20 protein-coding genes are annotated in these 15621 nt (G+C 42.8%); 5 read left to right on the top strand and 15 right to left on the bottom strand.

The window, feature by feature from the left end:
- Positions 1-254: 254 nt before the first annotated feature.
- From AAC978_RS07415 to AAC978_RS07365, 11 genes are all read right to left on the bottom strand, one after another.
- On the bottom strand, positions 255-707 hold the full coding sequence (locus AAC978_RS07415; RefSeq protein WP_341547406.1) for an N-acetylmuramoyl-L-alanine amidase: 453 nt from the start codon (positions 705-707) through the stop codon (positions 255-257).
- Positions 707-868 carry a YvrJ family protein gene (locus AAC978_RS07410; protein WP_341547405.1) on the bottom strand — a complete coding sequence of 54 codons (162 nt, stop codon included), beginning with the start codon at positions 866-868 and terminating at the stop codon, positions 707-709. The genes AAC978_RS07415 and AAC978_RS07410 overlap by 1 nt, the downstream gene beginning before the upstream one ends.
- A gap of 144 nt (positions 869-1012) precedes the next feature.
- Positions 1013-1243 (bottom strand): DUF2922 domain-containing protein, encoded by a 231-nt coding sequence (locus AAC978_RS07405; protein WP_341547404.1) that lies wholly within the window; start codon positions 1241-1243, stop codon positions 1013-1015.
- A 50-nt stretch (positions 1244-1293) separates the two neighbouring features.
- The gene (locus AAC978_RS07400; protein WP_341547403.1) at positions 1294-1518 is read right to left on the bottom strand and encodes a DUF1659 domain-containing protein; all 225 of its coding nucleotides are present in this window, start codon (positions 1516-1518) and stop codon (positions 1294-1296) included.
- A 226-nt stretch (positions 1519-1744) separates the two neighbouring features.
- On the bottom strand, positions 1745-1963 hold the full coding sequence (locus AAC978_RS07395; RefSeq protein WP_341547402.1) for a helix-turn-helix transcriptional regulator: 219 nt from the start codon (positions 1961-1963) through the stop codon (positions 1745-1747).
- 140 nt (positions 1964-2103) lie between these two features.
- Positions 2104-2319 (bottom strand): helix-turn-helix domain-containing protein, encoded by a 216-nt coding sequence (locus AAC978_RS07390; protein WP_341547401.1) that lies wholly within the window; start codon positions 2317-2319, stop codon positions 2104-2106.
- Between the two features lie 10 nt (positions 2320-2329).
- The gene (locus AAC978_RS07385; protein ID WP_341547400.1) at positions 2330-2803 is read right to left on the bottom strand and encodes a DUF2975 domain-containing protein; all 474 of its coding nucleotides are present in this window, start codon (positions 2801-2803) and stop codon (positions 2330-2332) included.
- Between the two features lie 294 nt (positions 2804-3097).
- Positions 3098-4162: an acetylxylan esterase gene (locus AAC978_RS07380; protein WP_341547399.1), complete on the bottom strand. Its 1065-nt coding sequence runs from the start codon at positions 4160-4162 to the stop codon at positions 3098-3100.
- Positions 4163-4200: 38 nt separating this feature from the next.
- Entirely contained in the window at positions 4201-5118 is a 918-nt protein-coding gene (locus tag AAC978_RS07375; protein WP_341547398.1) for an EamA family transporter, read from the bottom strand.
- 6 nt (positions 5119-5124) lie between these two features.
- The gene (locus tag AAC978_RS07370) at positions 5125-5421 is read right to left on the bottom strand and encodes a hypothetical protein (RefSeq protein WP_341547397.1); all 297 of its coding nucleotides are present in this window, start codon (positions 5419-5421) and stop codon (positions 5125-5127) included.
- Positions 5422-5444: 23 nt separating this feature from the next.
- Entirely contained in the window at positions 5445-6158 is a 714-nt protein-coding gene (locus tag AAC978_RS07365; protein ID WP_341547396.1) for a hypothetical protein, read from the bottom strand.
- Between the two features lie 180 nt (positions 6159-6338).
- Here AAC978_RS07365 and AAC978_RS07360 point away from each other — a divergent pair, with 180 nt between their 5' ends.
- The 4 genes from AAC978_RS07360 (at position 6339) to AAC978_RS07345 (ending at position 9510) form a co-directional block, all read left to right on the top strand.
- The gene (locus AAC978_RS07360; protein WP_341547395.1) at positions 6339-7223 is read left to right on the top strand and encodes a putative RNA methyltransferase; all 885 of its coding nucleotides are present in this window, start codon (positions 6339-6341) and stop codon (positions 7221-7223) included.
- A complete protein-coding gene (locus AAC978_RS07355) occupies positions 7220-7438 on the top strand; it encodes a hypothetical protein (RefSeq protein ID WP_341547394.1) in 219 nt (72 codons plus the stop codon). Before AAC978_RS07360 ends, AAC978_RS07355 begins: the two co-directional genes overlap by 4 nt.
- Positions 7439-7530: 92 nt before the next feature.
- Positions 7531-8439, top strand: coding sequence for a hypothetical protein (locus tag AAC978_RS07350; RefSeq protein ID WP_341547393.1), 909 nt, complete (start codon positions 7531-7533; stop codon positions 8437-8439).
- Positions 8440-8607: 168 nt separating this feature from the next.
- Complete coding sequence (locus AAC978_RS07345) at positions 8608-9510, top strand: DMT family transporter (RefSeq protein ID WP_341547392.1); 903 nt, start codon at positions 8608-8610, stop codon at positions 9508-9510.
- A 123-nt stretch (positions 9511-9633) separates the two neighbouring features.
- On the opposite strand, the gene AAC978_RS07340 is transcribed toward AAC978_RS07345, so the two are convergent.
- A complete protein-coding gene (locus AAC978_RS07340) occupies positions 9634-11076 on the bottom strand; it encodes an aldehyde dehydrogenase family protein (RefSeq protein WP_341547391.1) in 1443 nt (480 codons plus the stop codon).
- Between the two features lie 189 nt (positions 11077-11265).
- Between AAC978_RS07340 and AAC978_RS07335 the strand changes: the two genes are divergently transcribed.
- On the top strand, positions 11266-11622 hold the full coding sequence (locus tag AAC978_RS07335) for a YopX family protein (protein WP_341547390.1): 357 nt from the start codon (positions 11266-11268) through the stop codon (positions 11620-11622).
- A 98-nt stretch (positions 11623-11720) separates the two neighbouring features.
- On the opposite strand, the gene AAC978_RS07330 is transcribed toward AAC978_RS07335, so the two are convergent.
- The 3 genes from AAC978_RS07330 to AAC978_RS07320 form a co-directional block, all read right to left on the bottom strand.
- A complete protein-coding gene (locus tag AAC978_RS07330; protein WP_341547389.1) occupies positions 11721-12650 on the bottom strand; it encodes a DUF2935 domain-containing protein in 930 nt (309 codons plus the stop codon).
- 319 nt (positions 12651-12969) lie between these two features.
- Positions 12970-14511, bottom strand: coding sequence for an AAA family ATPase (locus AAC978_RS07325; RefSeq protein WP_341547388.1), 1542 nt, complete (start codon positions 14509-14511; stop codon positions 12970-12972).
- A gap of 3 nt (positions 14512-14514) precedes the next feature.
- Positions 14515-15537: a hypothetical protein gene (locus tag AAC978_RS07320; RefSeq protein ID WP_341547387.1), complete on the bottom strand. Its 1023-nt coding sequence runs from the start codon at positions 15535-15537 to the stop codon at positions 14515-14517.
- Positions 15538-15621: the final 84 nt, after the last annotated feature.

The raw sequence follows: 15621 nt of genomic DNA, 5'->3' as shown, positions 1-15621 counted from the left end.
ATTCTTATTTGTACCTGCCATAACAGCTGGCTTAAATTTCTTCCACCTATAAGTTAGTATAGTCTAACTAGCAGTAGAATCAAATAGAAATTTTAGTTAACTCTTAATCTATTCTTCCGTGATAGTCAGCTCAAGGTTAACAAAGAATATTCTGAACGAGTTGCCCGTTTAGGAGACAAAATTGGAAATAAACTAGAGATAAATAGACGATGCCCCAACTTCATTGAAGTTAGGGCATCGTTTTTCTTCTCCTCTCAACCCAATCGTTCCTTGAGCACCCTCCTGAACAAGTCCTCCGGAAAATACCTTCCCGGGCACTCCGTGGCGGCTCCGGGAATCTCCCGATGGAGCTCCACATCCTCAATGTCCAGGTGATAATTTTGCATGAGGGAGATGACCTTGGTCACTAAACCATTCAGCTGCGCCTCCGGGATCTCATCAGCCTGGCTAAAATTACCCACTAGGCAGATGCCGATACCGATGAAGTTACGATGTCCTGCCACACAGTGGGCACCAGGCCTATAGAGAGGGCGTCCTTCTTCACAGCGGCCATCGGGGAGTATTACGAAGTGATACCCAATGTCACTCCAACCTTTGGCCAGATGCCACTGCCGAATCATTGCTACATCCACCGGCACGCTATTCTTTCCTCTCATCACTGAGGTGGGACTTGCCGAATGGTGGACCACGATCTTTTGCCAGTCCATTACTTTCCATCCCCCTTCACTTCTAGGATGGCTATAGCCTTGGCAAGCTCCGTAATGCTTGAGGTGAGTTCATTGAGTTTCCCCTCGATTCGCACTAAAAGGTAGGCACTGACGGCGATTGGAAAGCCAAAATTCCCCACAATATTAAGGAAGTCTTCCATAGCTCTTAACCTCCTCTCTTTTCCCCTCTATAAACTCCGATTTGCTCTATTCACGTCAGCGCTAATTACCCCAACATCTTTAACCTTCGAAAGGTGAGTAGTGAGAGAGGCGATGGAGACGTCCCATTCGCCTCTCATTGTTATCTATTCCCCATAAATATCATCTGTGACAGTCTCGACGATTTTTACGTCTTTTTTTGAGACGAGGGAGCCTACTGATGTGGAGAAAATATCCTTACTGATGATCTGATCCATCACTCCCTCTATCTCCGCGGGTAAAATACCCTCTTTAGGGTCGGCTAGCGTAAGGGTCATAGTGCCGGCCATGCTGGTATTAAAGACCATCCGTAAGACCTTTCTACTTGTCGTTGCCATGCTTTTTCACCTCCTTTCCTACTGGAAAACCTTATTAAAAAATGTTACTCTTACTCGTTCACAAGATCGATGCGGTTGTCGCGGCGGATGCTGGTTACAGGAAATTCTTGCAAGCTAAAAAGTGCTCCCGCTACATCATAGACATCCTGATCCAGAGCGTTGCTGCGCACGTTGGCGATGCTTCTCTGGCGAATCTTCGGTGCTCCGGTGTCGGTTAATCCGACTTGGTAAGCGACTACCAGCACAGATTCGATTGGAGTTGCTAATAAAGCCATTCTTTTCACCTCCTTCACCCTTATCTAGAACTTTGTTCTGCATCAAAAAGCAGCCGGCCCTGCCGACTGCTTTACAAGAGTTTGTATTCGCACTGACTTCGGGCAGGAAGAACCAGTACGAACCATTCTCCTGCCCGAGAACATATGTTCTGTTTATAGTTTAGCTAATATGGGTAATCCTGTCAACGGGTTCCCCAGAATTTGGTAATAGAATTACACTTCTTTCTCACTCATCCTCCAACAGCGTTTCCCAAGGGGTCCCTACGGCCTCCCCGATGCGCATAGCCCAAGCTGGGCTGAGGTTACGCCTTCCTCTTTCTAAGTCGCTGATAATGCTTTGGGAAAGACCTGTCCTTTGCGCTAGCTCCTTTTGAGTAGCGATTTCTGCTCGCAGGCGATACACACGTATTTTATTTTTTCCCTGATATTCCACTGGTTGTTCCACTCCTCATCCCTCCACTCTTGATAATTGCCTTTTATTCACATTATACTCGCCTCGATTTAGGCGAACAAGTGTTCTATTTAAAATAAAAAAGTTGGTAATAATTTATTACCAACTAAGACCAGCCACTTACACTATAAGCCTTATGTAATTTCGTTAATCTTGTATTCTAAAATATCTCCCGGCTGACATTCTAAGGCCTTACAAATCTCATCTAATGTGGACAAGCGGACCGCTTTTGCCTTGCCATTTTTTAATATCGAAAGATTGGCCATGGTAATTCCTACCCTCTCCGAAAGTTCTGTGAGGCTCATCTTCCTTTTGGCCAACATTACATCAAGGTTGATTATTATTGCCATGTTCAACACCTCAAATTGTTAATTCGTTTTCAGACTTCATATCGATGGCTTTAGCAAGAAGTTTTTCAAGAACAGCGGCAAAGACCGCTATGACCATCGAAGCGAAAATAGGAACCATGCCGATAATCGCGAGACCCGGGGCATCGTCTAATTCCGCAACCCCAATGATGAAAGGCAACCAGGCCACATACAAAACGCCGATTATAATTGCGCAGAATTTTATTCTCTTTAAGGCCTTCACGGAACTGTCGGAGAACGCTTCATTCTTATCAATATAGCTTAGAAGCCGGAAGGACTGATACAAGGCAACGAAGAACGGAACCGTGGATACGTACAAAATGGCTATGATTGGATAGAGTACATGAGCATAAATTGGATTCACTGGATTAGTCGCTAACCAGGGTATGCCAAGTAGACCCAAGACGAGAACTGGAGCTCCAATCAGAAAGACAGCGATTTTCAAAAAGAGTGTTTCGCGATTCATAATAAGCACCTCACTTATTTAGTGTAAGCTGATTATAATATAAATTTTATCGTTTTGCAATAAATAATTTTCGATTGTCACTATATTATTATTGAAATACATCTTATCACATCGGCCACTGATTTGTGCAATTAAAGCTCTTCATCTCATTTCATCTTCATATTTCCCTTCATTTTTATTCCCTCATTTTCAAGCGAAAAAGCATCCCTTTCTAGAAAGAAATGCTTTTCGTAAAGCTCCATCTCCTCTGGAATTACATCCAATTGGCCAACATTTTTGCTACGCCGGTTCGCTTCAAACTCCCAGCACCCTAGCCAAAAACTCGATCTGCCGATCCACAAACTCATCCGGAGATTCATGACCGTATTCCGGGTAGACGAGGAGCTGCTTCTTCCCTTCGATTGACCTATACAAGGCATAAATAGTGGCTGACGGGCAGACCGTATCCTTTAATCCCATGGACACGAGACTTGAGACTTCCTCACCCAGCCAAGGGGCGAAGTGAACTGTGTCAAAATAATCCAGCGTTTTAAATATTTCCTTCTCACGCCGATGCCCCGGATCATATAGTTGAAAATACCAAGCTAATTCATCCAGAGGCCCGCCACTTTGTAGCTGATAGCCGCGGCGAAAATCACATAAAAAGGGAATAGCAGCTGAAACTGCCTTAACCCGGCTTTGCAACCCGACTTCTTTCCCCAAAGTATTCGTCATTGCCGCGGCGGTGACCGCAAAGCCTCCTCCTTGGCTTTTGCCTATACAACCGATTCGATTTTCATCTACCTCAGACTGATTGGCAAGTGCTGCCACGGCTCGGACTGCATCCAGATAGACTTGGCGAAAGTAATGCTGGTGCGGAGACTCTATTCCTAGGGTCATCCAGCCGGAAAAAGAACCAGCGGGATAGACCCGGTGATCAGGTGTCTCTCCAGATTGCCCCCGTACATCTAAGGCAAGAATGGCATAGCCTTGCAAGGCCCACAAAAGCAGCTCTGAAATCTGGCCCCGATTGCCGGAATAGCCATGAAAGCGCACCAAGCCGGGAAACAGTTGAGACTGTCCCTCTTCGTGAAGATTTAGGTCAGTTCTTTCTTCTTTCTGAATGCCATGATTGCTAATCGTAGTTAAGGCCGGTCTTAGGTAATACCCCTTTAACTCGACCTCGTCTCCGCCAAGAACAGTTGCCGAAAACACTTCAACCTTGGCTATGGGGTAAGGAATTCTTTCTAATTCCAGGCGAGCGGAAACCCTGCTATCCGTCCTTAAACTCTCTAGCCAGAATTCTCTAAAATCCTTAGGGCACCTCCCCAAAAAAGGGATGCTTTCTAATTCACGCAGTTTATCTTCAATAATCTCCATGTCCTTTCACCTCGACAACTATAGAAATCCGTCGGAACTTACTTCTTCCTCATAAGCAAACGCAGGGGCGTCATACCAAAATTCATAATCACTAAACCGAAAAGGATAACGAAGCATCCCAGCCATTGCCATAGGTTCAGATACTCAGCTAAGACGATTTGAGCCGTAATTAAGCCGGTGATGGGAACTAGAAGGGAGATGGGAGCAACTTGGGTGACCGGGTACTTAGCCATCAGCTCACTCCAAGTGGCATTGCCAAACAAAGTGGCGACATAAGCAATATAAAGCACGGCTAAAATTGCTTTGAGATCCATGTTTTGTACAGCGGCCAGTAGAGTCTGTGGAGTATCTAAGGCTAAGGCAATCCCCAACATAGGGATGATCGGAACCAAACTAGACCAGACAACCAAGCTTAGCATATCCAGCTTCTGCCCCTCGGCTGCACTGCTCTTGTAAGCTAGTTTAATGACAATATTGGAAAATCCCGCTGAGGCCGCGGCCACTATGGTTAAGAGCAAACCTCCCAGGGGGATTTCACTCATCCCAGTCGTGCCGGAAATACCACCGATGAAGTACAAACCGAGAATCCCCACCATAAGACCGAGAATTTGACGACTCTGGATCTTTTCCTTAAGAGTCATGGCGGCAAATAGGAAAGTAAAGAACGCCTGGGATTGCAGGACTACAGAAGCAACTCCGGCGGGCATCCCGATTTCGATAGCATAAAACAAGCAGGCGAACTGGCCCAAACCTACGGTTAACCCGAAGCCGATCGTGTATCGCCAAGCTACAGCGGGGGGCTTAATAAAAAGCAGCGCCGGAAAGGCAGTGGCTAAATATCTCAAGGCGGCTAAGAGCATGGATGGAACATCATGAAGCCCCAGTTTTATGACAGTAAAATTCACGCCCCAAGCTGTCACAATCATCAGAGCTAGGGCAAAATCTCGTTTATTCATTAGCGACTACTTGCCTTCCTTTTTCTTATTCCGGGAGAGAGACAACCCACCAAAGCCGCTAATCACAGCGATATAGAAGCCAAAATCGTACCACCAACCCGTGTTAAAAACTTCATAAACTCGGATACCATCCATAAAGATTCCGGCGATCAGAGAAAAAGGCGCAATCCAGCCATGCCAGACCCCTGATAAAAAACCTGCCGGCTCATCAAACGTATAACTGCCATCCCCCGGCACACAGCCGGTGAGGGTCAAGAGCATTACTCCTATGGTGAGTCCCCAAAATAACCATCTTTTTTTCATGAAGCATCTCCTTCTCTATCCTATCAAATCGGTAAATAAGTAATAATATAGCCTCCGGCGATCAAGCTCAAAAGATTAGCTGTGATCACATAGCTGAAGGTTCTCAAGCGCCCATGCTCTCGCAAAAAGGCCATTAAAATTATGAGTTCGACGATGAAGACCTGGACTTCTCCGATAATGAGGTTAAACACCAGATAACTGGCCAGAGGCGAAAACTCATTAAGCCAGATATTAAGAGCCCCTTGAGTTAAGAGGTTGATGGCCAAAAAGGCATACCAAGACCTTTTTTCTCGATAACCAAAAAGCCAAAAGACACCAGCTTCAATCAGTAAGGTCAAGAGGACTCGCAGAGATACTAAAGACAGCGAGCGTGTCAGAGACTTTCCTGGCTCCAAGGTTTGCTGATTCAAATCTAGGGTAAAGATATTGTTATAGGCCTTGACGGGTTTTTCCAAATGAATCTGGTAAGAACTCATTGCGGTCGTAACCTCTATGCTATAATCCTCAGTATACTTTAAGTCTCGGTAGTAAAAGGCGTAGTACCTTTCGAAGGCCTTGTCCGTTATTTTGGCTTTGCCGGATGAATCAGCGACTAGGCTAATCGTGAGATCCTCCGGCGCGCTGGGAACAAGGATGACGATTGATGGAGGCTCTGCTGCATTAGCAAAGCAGGGGAGAACAAGGAGAAGTGTCATCAAAAGGGTTAAGATGAATATAGCCATACCTTTGTTTCTCATGGTCCCTATCCCTCCCATAATCATTCAAATCGATCGCTTATGATGAAATTAAGAAACTTATGGTGAATATTGTATTTTTCTGACTTTTCAAGTTCAGTAATTGTTGTTATTATAAGTAATAGAGTTCACTATAACTTTAAAATCTGTTACGCGATTCCCCCACCGGAAAGGATGCCTGAGATGCCCAAAAGTATTATCCTCAACGAGACCCATACCGGCCATTTTGAGGATCTCTTGAGATGCCCCATCTGCCAACATACCTTGAGTCTTGTCGATAGAAAGAGTTTAATCTGTAAGAATAAGCATTGCTTTGACCTCGCTAAGCAGGGATATGTTAATCTATTATCTCATGGCATCAAGTCCAAGTACAATAAGACCTTGTTCGAATCAAGAAAAAATCTGGCCCAAAGCGGGTTTTTTGAGCCTCTCAACTCTAAGCTCTGTGATCTGATTAGTTCTGAGGCGAAGAGCTTTGACCGCTCCTTAAATATCGTGGATGCAGGTTGCGGTGAAGGTTCTAACTTAGCCAGCATCCAACAAAAACTCTACCAACATACAGGAAGGATGCCTAGCTGTGTGGGGATGGATCTGGCCAAAGAAGGCATCCAAATGGCCGCCCGAGACTTTGAAGATAGCTTTTGGTGTGTGGCTGATCTTGCTCAATGTCCCTTTGTTGATCATGCTTTTGAAGTGATTCTGAACATCTTATCTCCTGCTAACTATGCTGAGTTTGAGCGAATTCTCAACCCCGACGGATATGTCCTGAAGGTTATTCCGGAAAAAGATTATCTCAAGGAGTTGCGCGCTGTTTTTTATGCGGAAACCGATCGTGAGGATTATACTAACGCCAAAACCATGGAGCTCTTCGAAAATCATCTGGCACTGACTGAGATCGTGCCTGTTCACTATACTCGGACCTTGGCGAAACCTCTCATAGAAAACTTAGTACATATGACCCCTTTGACCTGGGGAGCTCAGGAGGAGCGAATTGACAGGATCCTCAAGCTGGACTCTCTGGAAATCACTGTTGACTTAGCAATTCTAGTGGGGAGAAAGAAAGGATGAATCAATTGGTAACACTTTTTGCGATTTACACAAGCGATGAAGCGGGCGAGCATTTCCTCGGCCAAGCCTATCTAAGTGAAAAAGATCTTCAGGCTATTGACCAAAGTTTTGAAGAGCAACTGCAAGAGGAATATTTCATCACCTTGAAGGACGGAGAGCAAGTCGCTGTCGGTCGGATTGATTCAATTGAAGAGCTCCCGACAGAAGATGATTAAATCAACAGACCCCGTGCTGGGGTCTGTTTCTATAATAAAGGATTTCATTCTAATTCGTCGAATTATTTAGCGATGAACTGGAAGGTGATAACATGAAAAAATCGCTCGTTGCTATGCTCATTGGCATAACGATGCTGGTAACCGGTTGCGGGGGAAGCAAGGATGTGGATTCTCCCGTGGGAGGCAATTCACCCACTCTTTCTGCTTCGGCTCTGAGTCAGGAAGAGGCCATGAGGGTCCTTTCGCAAGAGCTTCTGACGAAGACTGAGTATACTGTGGCTTTTTTGCGGGAAGCAAAAGTGGGGGAACATACGATTTATGCCTTTCAACATATGGTTAACGGGGGAGCTCCCGTGATTGACTTTGTCCATAGCAAGACCGGTAAGGTCTATTATGATAGTGTGGAGTTGCTTGTCGATCTCTTTAATAAAACCGAGGTCAAGGACCCTTATAAAGTCGAGAATTATATTAACAAAGATATTTATTATATTAAAATGAAGTCCGTCAATGATCCAGAGCAAATGACTTGGGGTACTTACATCGTCAATGAGAACGCCTACCCAGACATCGACCAGGCCAAAAAAGGTGTCGTTAAAGCCTATGCTGAAAACCATCCGACCTTAAGTCTTTTGGGCAAGCCTCTGGCCGAAGTCGAGAAAATCACCAAGCAGGAGTCCAAAAAAGTACCTGTCATCGATCCTGAGCTTCCCAAAGATACTTTCGCTACCGAGATTGTTTTCGAAAATATTATGATCCTGTTTAATAATGAGGATATAGCATCAGAAATCTTCCTAGAAGGTCAACAGGAGATCTTGGGTGTGAAAATAACCGATACCTTCGATGAGATCAGCGCCAAGTTAGGGATGCCCGATAGTTTTAGCCAAGACCCTGAATTCACAGATATCTATACTATGCGCTATCAGTTCAATGGATTTCAAATTGAATTCTATGGTGAAAGCAAGGAGGCCAACACGGTCAGTGCTTTAATCAAGAAGCTATAATGTTTAACCTCAATTATTATTTCTCGTTACATACTCCCTCGTATCTAAGCAAAACCGAGGCCATGCCTCGGTTCTTTTACTGTCATAAGGAGGATATATCAGATGTTTCTTCCTCCGGATGACACCTCATTTAGATGAACTAAGAATTTGATATGGATGGGATGTTAAATGCAAACAGAGAGAGCGATTCATACAGTTAAAATCAATAAAGCTTACTTAAAATACATAGCCTCACTACTTTTATTTGGTTCAAACGGCATAATTGCCAGTTATATTGCCTTAAGCAGTTATGAAATCGTTTTTACAAGAACGCTGATCGGTAGCCTTTTTTTAGGGCTGGTTTTTATATTGTCCAAACAAAAGGTGCAGCTCTTCCTTAACAAGTCACATATTCTGTATATTTCAATCTCCGGTGTGGCCATGGGTGCGAGTTGGATGTTTCTTTACGAAGCCTACGCACGAATTGGTGTTAGTATTGCCACCCTTGCCTATTATTGCGGCCCTGTGATTGTCATGATCCTTTCGCCTCTTCTATTTAAAGAAAAGATGACCAGCGCCAAGCTCCTTGGATTCCTTGCTGTGCTCATTGGCATGTTTTTCGTTACTGGGCAATTGTCCCAGGAAAGCAATTCCTTCGGCTTGATCTGCGGAATCTTATCAGCAGTCATGTATGCAGTTATGGTGGTCTTCAATAAAAAGGCTGTAAGCATAACTGGCCTTGCAAATTCTATGTGGCAGCTGATTATGAGCTTTATAACGGTGGGGATATTCCTTTTACTGAAGCAGGGCTTCACTGTCAATATTACAGCGGAAAGCCTAATCCCCATTCTAATCCTAGGCATTGTCAACACCGGAATCGGCTGTTATCTCTATTTCTCTTCTATCGGCGATCTCCCCGTGCAAAGTGTAGCGATTTGTGGTTATCTGGAGCCTCTCTCAGCACTGTTTTTTTCGGCAGTCCTTTTGGGGGAGAAGCTAACCCTAGTGCAACTCGTTGGCGCCCTGTTGATTTTAGGCGGTGCTGCCTTCGGAGAACTATTCCGCCAGAAAAAACTAAAACCAATTCCCTAGTGACTCATTACGCGAAACAATGCTTCTTCGCGTCTTCATTAAGAGGTTATCAAACAAGGCATACCATCGGGAAGATTACTTCCTAATGGTATGCCTTGTTTACTAATGAAATACAAGTAGAGTTTAAACGTTTTGTAGGTTAAAGACGATCATCTTAACATCAGTCATCTCTTCAACAGCAAAATGCGGACCTTCTCTTCCTGAGCCGCTCTTATCTACTCCACCGTAAGGCATGTGGTCAGCACGGTAGGAAGATGCATCGTTAATGATGACGCCACCGGTTCTTATCTTCTTTGCAGCTTTCCAAGCTAAATCGAGATTTTGGGTAAAGACTCCGGCTTGTAAGCCATATTCGGAGTCATTGACCATATCAATGGCTTCCTCAAAGGTCTTATAAGGAATAATTGAGGCTATAGGGCCAAAAACCTCATCACATACGACTTTCATGTCGCGGTTAACATTGCGCAGCAAGGTCGGCTGCACAATCACATTCTCCCGAGTTCCACCGGTCAAAACTTCTGCTCCGCCTTGGACTGCCTCTTGTATCCACGCTTCAATCCGCTCTGCTTCTTGCAAGCTGATCATGGGGCCAATATCCGTATCAGGATCTAAAGGATTACCTACTTTGAGGCTGTTGGTAGCCGCGACCATTTTCTCCGTAAAGGATGCTAAGATGCTCTCTTGAACATAAATCCGTTGAACCGATACGCAAAATTGTCCGGCAGAACTATAGGCCTTGCGAGCCAAGATCGTGGCTGCCAAATCAAGATCGGCATCACTGTGCACGATATTGCCGGAGTTATTGCCCAGTTCTAAAACACAACGATCCAGCCCGCTGTTTTCCTTAATGCGCCGCCCCACGGCTGGGCTTCCGGTGAAGCTGACTAGCTTTTTGCCGGGGTGGGATACCATATAGTCCCCTACCTCACGTCCGGAACCAATCACAAGATTCAGATATCCCTTTGGAAGACCAGCTTCCTCCATAAGCTTACAGAGAACAATTGCCGTCAATGGGGTAGTGGATGCGGGCTTGAGAACCACTCCACAACCTGCCGCAATCGCGGGGGCAATTTTATGGACAACGAGATTACTGGGGAAGTTAAAGGGAGCAATAGCTGCCACAACCCCCACGGGGACACGAATGTAAAGCCCTATCCGGTTCTCGGAGCCCTTGACTGGGTCAAGGGGGACCGTCTCTCCATGAATTCTTTTTGCCTCTTCGGCGGCCATTTGAATCACAAACACAGAACGATCGATTTCTGCCTTGGCATCCTTATAAGGTTTGCCCCCCTCCCTGCAAATGAGTTGAGTCATCTCCTCTGCATTTTGGGCAACGAGAGCAGCGGTCTTCATAAGAATATCATAACGCTGATGAGCAGGCAGTGGGTTTTCGGTCATAGCACCGTTGGCAGCTTTCATGGCCGAATCCACATCGGCTTGTCCAGCTACGGCCACTTCGGCTATCAGCTCGTGAGAGTATTTATCGAAAACCCCCATCTTCTTCTCTGCCTTAAGCCATTCTCCGTTAATGTATAAACCCGTTTCTATTTCGGTATTAAATAACACTTGAACCACCTCCACTTTTGATTATAATTCTTTCTTTTGGCTAGATTTTCCTTTAGCCAAGAGGTTTAAAATTCAAGAAATCTCCCACATCTGTTTAAGAAATAATTACCAGACCCTGAAACTCTAAAAATCTGCCCCCTTGTCCGTATTAATAGATGGTGACATTTATAGGACAAGGGGGCAGTTCATTTGAGACCATTTAAATTTCGCGTATGGAATAAAGTTTCCAAGAAAATGCATAATCCTCAAGCAATTAGCTTTGACATTCAAAGTTGTGATCCCTTCGCAGTGAGCGTTCCAGGGAAGTCCTGGGATCCCGTAGGGAAATATGAATTACTGCAATGGACAGGCTTGACCGATGCTGATGGCTTGGATGTGTATGAAGCAGATCTTGTGCTCGTTTCCTCTGAAGCTTATAAAGTCCATTGGAATGAGGCCCAAGCAGCCTTCGAACTTATTGCCATAGGGAGTTCCTCACAGAAAAACGTTAGCGATATTCCTTCTAGTAAAGTAATCGGGAATATGTATCAGAACGAAAATATCTAGGTCTTCATCTTCTTCATGAGGTCCATATTAGAAAGGCATACCCATTCAGATGTTGGGTATGCCTTTTGCTGACCTTAGATTTAGCCGATGACCTTTTACTACCTTAATCGAGAAAGAAATGCTCCTAAAAGTCTCAGATAATGATTCGCCTCCCGGATGACGTGATCGCCTAGTAGCGGCATGGCTGCAGCTTTAATTTTGCAGTCTATTAATCCCTCCGTACCGGCTGTTTTAAAGTCTCTGATCCTCAGAGTAGCGTTGAAAGTCTCGCGGCTCAATTGAGGCAAGATGGTGGTCTGCTCTGTCATGGTCATGGCTTTGGCTGTGAGCTGATCAAACTCATGGCCGAAGTTATGGGCAGTGTTAAAGAGTTGTACCTCTGTGGGGTCTAATAACCCGCGGATGAATTTAGAGTGTTCAGCCATAATCCGGTTCCAGAATATTTCCTGGGCAATGATATCGCGTTTGATATCCGCTACCTGCCGATTTTGTAAACTATGAAGCATTTTTAAATAGAACTGCGCTTCACGCAGGATATGATCGATTAGCAAATGATAGTTAAAGCTGAATACTTTGCAGCTTACCATATCCTGAAGAAGCCTCCCTTTGAAGCTCGCCAAAATGGTCGCAGCTTGAATTGCTCTCTCATTGAGGGCACACACCTGATCCACCAAGGCAGGAGTAACAGGTACCATCCTAGACTGTAGGGAAAGCTCAAATTGGGTTAGCTCTGAGTTAAGCTCGATACCTGAGTAGAATTGGGATACTCGCTCTGCATCAAGGGTATGTTTTGTGACTAGCTCACCCGAAGCAAGAACCTCTGGGCTGATAATTCCATTGGCAAGGCCAAGAGCTTCCTGCAATAAATTGGTGAATTCGATTTTCAGAGCTACTGCTTGTTCTATAAGCATTTGATCGCGAGGACTTAATAAGGCTCCCTCCATAAAAAAGGCGTGTTCCTTAGCAATTCTCATGAAAAATAAATTGAGCTCTAGAGATTGTTGAACATAGGATTCATTGGAAAGCATGAGATGGGGCCACCTCCTCTACATATTTCATGGCATATCATTCTATGTAGAAGAATAGTTAATTAGAAGAACAATTGATCAGTATTCTGCCTTTGTTAAAGCAAAAAACGATCCTAGTTTTATCGCAAAAGAAGGTTAAGCTCCAAACAAAGCTATATTTTTGTACAAATGAATAAAATATTATTTAAATTTTCAGAACTTTATACAAATACAACTGTGCTATAGTCAAAGAGACACGATGAATTTCTTCCGACTCCCGCCATCATCCTTAGGAGAACCGTCTACTACTTTCAAAAGCAGTAACGGCTCTCCACTTTTTTTATCCTATTCCTTTTGAGAAGAAGAAATCCATTAGCCGATTGTTAAATAACCTTTTAATATCTCTTAGTGCATTTAGACTTGAGTAGTCAAAATCAAATAGCTTTCGTTTTTCTCCTGGCGTCATTTGTATTTGGGAAAATTGTTCAGAAAACTTACTTTCTGCCTGTTCCAGCAATAAGTCAAGAAATTTCGTTTTCTCATAGTAAGACGGCTCTTGAAATTCGCATACTAAATCAAAACGTGTCTGTAACTCCGGCGGAATAATTCTCTTGTATCCTGCTTCATTTTGAAGATTGGATGTGAATACTAAAATATAGCCATTAAGGTCATATTCACGAGCCATAGAATCAGTAAACTTCCCTTCTTCGAGTAATTCTAGAAAGAAAGAAAAAACTGGTATAGTGGTCTTTTCAAATTCATCAAATAAAACAATTCCTACTTTGCTCTTTTTAACCTTGTCACTCAACTCACCATGCTGGCATCCTATATATCCAGCAGGGCTGCCAATAAGGCTATTCAGTGCATCTTGACTGCTATAATTTTGAAAGTTTATTTTTGCTAAATAACTATCTTTCTGTAGCCCATTTGCTATTAAACGAGCAACTTCAGTTTTTCCTATTCCAGATTCTCCAAATAAAAAGACCGAAAGAACCTTCTGCTCCTTAACTTTATTCAGCGCAATAAAATTTTTAAGGCAATATTTAAATCGTTCTTTAAAGTATTCGTGCCCAACAAGATTGTGATTGAAGCTCTCAAAAAATGAATCGAATTCAGATGTTGATAAGGATGTAACTTTTTTCGCTTCATCGACATTAGTGTCTATCGCAGTAAGCCCTTCCAAATCAGGTAAAAGAGTTTCGATTAGTTGCTGTTCTTCAACAAATAACGGAAAATACTTCATAAGTATATCAACTTGAGACGTTAAAGCAATTATCTTTATGTTTGGATATGCGTTCATGAACTGCTCTACAGCATAAATTATATTTTTATTATCTTCAATTACATAAGCAGTGGATGTTAAGTCTACTAGTGCCAATTCTGCTGATTTATTAAATTTTTCTAATTCACTTCTTAAATCACTTGATGCACGCGAAAAAGTGGCAATGGGAATATTGTGTGCATTAGCATACGTGATAATAGCGGTTAGATCATTCAAATTGTTGTACGTATATATTGGCTGGCGAATGTTTTTAAATGTATATGAGGTTGCCTCACTATCTTGCACATTTTCTTCACGACAAAATGGAGTGTAAGTAGCAAATAGGTCTGGAAAGAATCTTATAGCATCGTCCGCGAGTGATTCCTCTACGATTACAATAGTTTCCTCAGTCATTTCCCGAAGATTTATGTATGCAGAGTACCTATTCTGCTTATCAGTCTGCAACAAGTAAATTAGTGCAGAAATATTTATACAAAGATCTGGGGCATCCTCTAATAGATCTATTGCTTCAGAAAAAATAAAAGGGACAACTTCCTTTTCCTGTTGAATTTGTCGTAATTGTTCAATGCTGTTGTATGTATATATGGTGTAGAGGGCCATTGTCTATCCCCTCCTTAGTTCACTAAGCCAAATACCAAGTCTATTCCACCAATGCAGCTTTAGAATTTGAGGTTCCTCGAGGTTAAAAGTGACATCTTGAATAATAGCAAGAGTATCTATAAAATAATATTCTATTTCTTTTTGAGATAGTTGTTTTGGAATCGTGTCTGCGCGATTAGCGCTTTTTATTATTTTCGAGGTGCTTTCAACATTCTGCTTTTGTCGCATACCGATATCTTGAAAATATGTAAAAGTATTTGAAGATATAAATTCCTCTTTGACTATTCCTTTATATATGCCAACGATAGAGACGTGTCCAATAAGCAAGTCATTAATGCTATATTTATTTTCAAATTCTGTTTGAATTTCTAAAGGAATCTTAATGATAATTTCTGCTATAGCACATTCTTCGGCATCATTATCGTATAACGAGCCCTTAAGAATATAGGTATAATCCTGAAGCATGGAACTAACCAAATTATTTAACTCCATGCCTTCTATGCGAACGCCCTTTAAAGCATCTCTCCTTAAAATGAGAAATTGTCTAAGACTTTCTTCATCAAGGAGCTCCAACTTGACATTATCGACTTTGACAAGATCACCTTCATAAGACTTCTCAAAATTAGAAATGTTGGAGCATTGTTCAATTACTCTACGAAGGAGTATTGATTTCGTAGTTTTTACATCCAAAGTTTCAACTACCCTTGAAGATGAAAATGATGTTTCTTTTGCATCAGCAGAAATAGAAGCCTTAATACCATCGAGGAACTTTTTTGTACCTTGAGCAGAAACCGATGACGTAAAGCCATATTGTTCCTCAAATCTTTTACTACGATCATTTTCTATTTTCGTCAGTATAACATTGTTTATCATCATAGCAATTTCATACACTTTGGTAAAATTGAGATAATAAACATTAAAGTCTTTAGATTTATTCTGACTCAAAACCTCTGCTCCTTTTGTAGCGATTTTAATTATATCCACATAGCTGCCCAAAGCAATTAGCGTTCCAGTCCATAAGAACATATGAGAAGTTTATAGCCATCACATATTTTTACTACTTGGGCATGTCTTATAGACGGTTCACGCTTTATTTAAGCAGTTTAAAAA

It is taken from the genome of Desulfitobacterium sp. THU1, assembly GCF_038181555.1.
GTDB lineage: Bacteria > Bacillota > Desulfitobacteriia > Desulfitobacteriales > Desulfitobacteriaceae > Desulfitobacterium.
Note: the sequence above shows the minus strand (reverse complement) of the source record. Positions and strands in the feature narration are given on the sequence as shown.

Bases quoted from the DNA above. Each gene is read 5' to 3' on its own strand.
- AAC978_RS07415 (WP_341547406.1), bottom strand. From the start codon at position 707: ATGGACTGGCAAAAGATCGTGGTCCACCATTCGGCAAGTCCCACCTCA.
- AAC978_RS07410 (WP_341547405.1), bottom strand. From the start codon at position 868: ATGGAAGACTTCCTTAATATTGTGGGGAATTTTGGCTTTCCAATCGCC.
- AAC978_RS07405 (WP_341547404.1), bottom strand. From the start codon at position 1,243: ATGGCAACGACAAGTAGAAAGGTCTTACGGATGGTCTTTAATACCAGC.
- AAC978_RS07400 (WP_341547403.1), bottom strand. From the start codon at position 1,518: ATGGCTTTATTAGCAACTCCAATCGAATCTGTGCTGGTAGTCGCTTAC.
- AAC978_RS07390 (WP_341547401.1), bottom strand. From the start codon at position 2,319: ATGGCAATAATAATCAACCTTGATGTAATGTTGGCCAAAAGGAAGATG.
- AAC978_RS07385 (WP_341547400.1), bottom strand. From the start codon at position 2,803: ATGAATCGCGAAACACTCTTTTTGAAAATCGCTGTCTTTCTGATTGGA.
- AAC978_RS07380 (WP_341547399.1), bottom strand. From the start codon at position 4,162: ATGGAGATTATTGAAGATAAACTGCGTGAATTAGAAAGCATCCCTTTT.
- AAC978_RS07375 (WP_341547398.1), bottom strand. From the start codon at position 5,118: ATGAATAAACGAGATTTTGCCCTAGCTCTGATGATTGTGACAGCTTGG.
- AAC978_RS07370 (WP_341547397.1), bottom strand. From the start codon at position 5,421: ATGAAAAAAAGATGGTTATTTTGGGGACTCACCATAGGAGTAATGCTC.
- AAC978_RS07365 (WP_341547396.1), bottom strand. From the start codon at position 6,158: ATGAGAAACAAAGGTATGGCTATATTCATCTTAACCCTTTTGATGACA.
- AAC978_RS07360 (WP_341547395.1), top strand. From the start codon at position 6,339: ATGCCCAAAAGTATTATCCTCAACGAGACCCATACCGGCCATTTTGAG.
- AAC978_RS07355 (WP_341547394.1), top strand. From the start codon at position 7,220: ATGAATCAATTGGTAACACTTTTTGCGATTTACACAAGCGATGAAGCG.
- AAC978_RS07350 (WP_341547393.1), top strand. From the start codon at position 7,531: ATGAAAAAATCGCTCGTTGCTATGCTCATTGGCATAACGATGCTGGTA.
- AAC978_RS07345 (WP_341547392.1), top strand. From the start codon at position 8,608: ATGCAAACAGAGAGAGCGATTCATACAGTTAAAATCAATAAAGCTTAC.
- AAC978_RS07330 (WP_341547389.1), bottom strand. From the start codon at position 12,650: ATGCTTTCCAATGAATCCTATGTTCAACAATCTCTAGAGCTCAATTTA.
- AAC978_RS07325 (WP_341547388.1), bottom strand. From the start codon at position 14,511: ATGGCCCTCTACACCATATATACATACAACAGCATTGAACAATTACGA.
- AAC978_RS07320 (WP_341547387.1), bottom strand. From the start codon at position 15,537: ATGTTCTTATGGACTGGAACGCTAATTGCTTTGGGCAGCTATGTGGAT.